The following is a 2502-nucleotide window of genomic DNA, read 5'->3' as shown; positions in this document are numbered from 1 at the left end:
TGGTGCACCGCCGATATCGGCTGGGTCACCGGACACACCTACATCGTCTACGGACCGCTGTCGAACCGCACCACCCAGGTCGTCTACGAGGGCACGCCGAACTTCCCGGACGAGCACCGGCACTGGAACATCGTCGAAAAGTACGGTGTCACCATCTATTACACGGCACCGACACTGGTCCGCACCTTCATGAAGTGGGGCAAGGAGATTCCCGGCGCCCACGATCTGTCCAGCATCCGGCTGCTCGGCAGCGTCGGCGAGCCGATCAATCCGGAGGCCTGGCGCTGGTACCGGGAGGTGATCGGCGCGAGCACCGCGCCCATTGTGGATACCTGGTGGCAGACCGAGACCGGTTCGATCATGATCTCCCCGCTGCCCGGCGTCACCGCCGCGAAGCCGGGCGCCGCGATGACACCGCTGCCCGGTATCTACGCCAAGGTCGTCGACGAGGAGGGCAGGGCGGTCCAGCTCGGCGAGACCGAGGCCAATGGCTACCTGGTGCTCGATCAGCCGTGGCCGTCGATGCTGCGCGGCATCTGGGGCGATATGGAGCGCTACCGGGCCACCTACTGGGAGCGCTACGCCGAACGGGGCTGGTACTTCGCCGGTGACGGCGCCAAGCTCGACGCCGACGGCGATCTGTGGGTGCTGGGCCGCGTCGATGATGTGATGAACGTCTCGGGTCACCGCATCTCCACCGCCGAGGTGGAGTCCGCGCTCGTTGGCCACTCCGGGGTCGCCGAGGCCGCGGTCGTCGGTGCCAGCGACGTCACCACCGGACAGGGCATCGTCGCATTCGTAATCCTCACCGCCGAGGCCAAGGACACCGGCGACGCCCTGGTCGACGAACTGAAGGCGGAGGTGTCGCGGGAGATCAGCCCGATCGCGCGGCCGCGGGAGATCCACGTGGTGCCGGAGCTGCCCAAGACCCGCAGCGGCAAGATCATGCGGCGACTGCTGCGTGATGTCGCGGAGGGCCGCGAACTGGGCGATACCTCGACGCTGGTCGATCCGAACGTCTTCGAGGCGATTCGGGCCAGTCGCGCCTGAGTCGGCGCACCGAAAACGGCGGATCGTACGGCCGGTGACGGGATCCGTCATCGGCCGTACCCGTTAGAATTGCGTAAGGTGTGCCGGGAAGCCTGGTCGGCATGCGGTCGTGTAGCTGACAGCCGAATCGGTTGGATTGCGCGTCCGCAGCCACGCCCACCCTGCCGGAAGGTTTCCCGTGATCACCCAAGTGCGCTCGGAGCTCACACGCTACCTACGCACCGAAACCGTTGGTGGCGCAATACTTCTGATCGCGGCCGCGGCCGCGTTGCTGTGGGTGAACTCGCCGTGGGGCGCCAGCTACGTCACCCTCACCGAAACCGTCCTGCCCATCAGGGCACTGCATCTGAACCTCACCGTCGCGGAATGGACCAAGGACGGTCTGCTGGCGGTCTTCTTCTTCGTCGCGGGGCTGGAGCTCAAACGCGAGCTGGTGGTCGGTGAACTCGCCGATCCCAAGCGGGCCGCGCTGCCGATCATCGCCGCGGTCGGTGGCGTGGTCACTCCGGCACTGATCGCGCTGACGGTCGGATTCGGCATCGAGGGTATGGACCGGGGCTGGGCCATTCCGGTGGCGACCGATATCGCCTTCGCGCTGGCCGTGCTCGCCATGACCGGTTCCAGGATTCCGGCGAGTGCGCGGGTGTTCCTGCTCAGTCTGGCGGTGGTCGACGATCTGATCGCCATCATCCTGATCGCGGTGTTGTTCACCACGACGCTGTCGGCGCTGTGGCTGCTGGCCGCGGCGGCCTGTTTCGCGGGCTGGGCGCTGGCCCAGCGCAAGCGGATCTCCACGCCCCTGGTGTATCTGCCGCTGGCGCTGGTCTCCTGGTACGCGCTGCACGAGGCGGGCATTCATCCGACCCTGGCCGGTGTCGCGCTCGGCCTGCTGACCAGGGTGCGCAAGGATCCGGGTGAGGCGCAGGCTCCGGCAACGCGGCTCGAACACCTGATCCAGCCGATCTCGGCCGGACTGTGCGTACCACTGTTCGCCCTGTTCGCCTCCGGAGTTCCGTTGGACGGCAAGGTCTTCCAGCAGCTGGTCAGCGACCGGCTGGCGCTGGCCATCATTCTCGGATTACTGCTGGGCAAGACCCTCGGCATCTTCGGGATCAGCTGGGTGGCAATCCGATTGGGCATCGCCAAGCGTCCGGCGAGTCTGGGCTACCGAGACATGTTCGCCCTCTCGGTGCTCGGCGCGATCGGCTTCACCGTTAGCCTCTTGGTGGCAGAACTCGCGCTGGCGGACGTAGGCGATGGCTCGGCCGTCGAATTGGCGAAGGCCGCGGTGTTGGTGACATCAATGACGGCGTCGCTCGCGGGTTCGGCGCTACTGTTGCGGCGTGGGCGTGTCCACCAGGCGCGGCGGGATGCGCGTGCGATAGAACGAGAGAGCGAGGCCGATACAGTGCCGGGACAGGGAGAAGGGTCGACCAAGTGAGTTTCACAAAC

The 2502-nt window shown here is 66.6% G+C and carries 2 protein-coding genes; both read left to right on the top strand.

What is annotated here, in order from left to right; genetic code table 11:
- Positions 1-1050, top strand: a 1050-nt coding sequence (locus tag ABZW16_RS43695; RefSeq protein WP_354962055.1) for an AMP-binding protein, incomplete at its 5' end; no start/stop codon positions are given.
- A gap of 181 nt (positions 1051-1231) precedes the next feature.
- Entirely contained in the window at positions 1232-2491 is a 1260-nt protein-coding gene (gene nhaA / locus ABZW16_RS43690) for a Na+/H+ antiporter NhaA (RefSeq protein WP_354962056.1), read from the top strand.
- Positions 2492-2502: the final 11 nt, after the last annotated feature.

It is taken from the genome of Nocardia sp. NPDC004604 (assembly GCF_040609795.1).
Lineage (GTDB): Bacteria > Actinomycetota > Actinomycetes > Mycobacteriales > Mycobacteriaceae > Nocardia.
The sequence above is the reverse complement of the archived record's forward strand: the minus strand, read 5'-3'. Positions and strand labels throughout refer to the sequence as shown.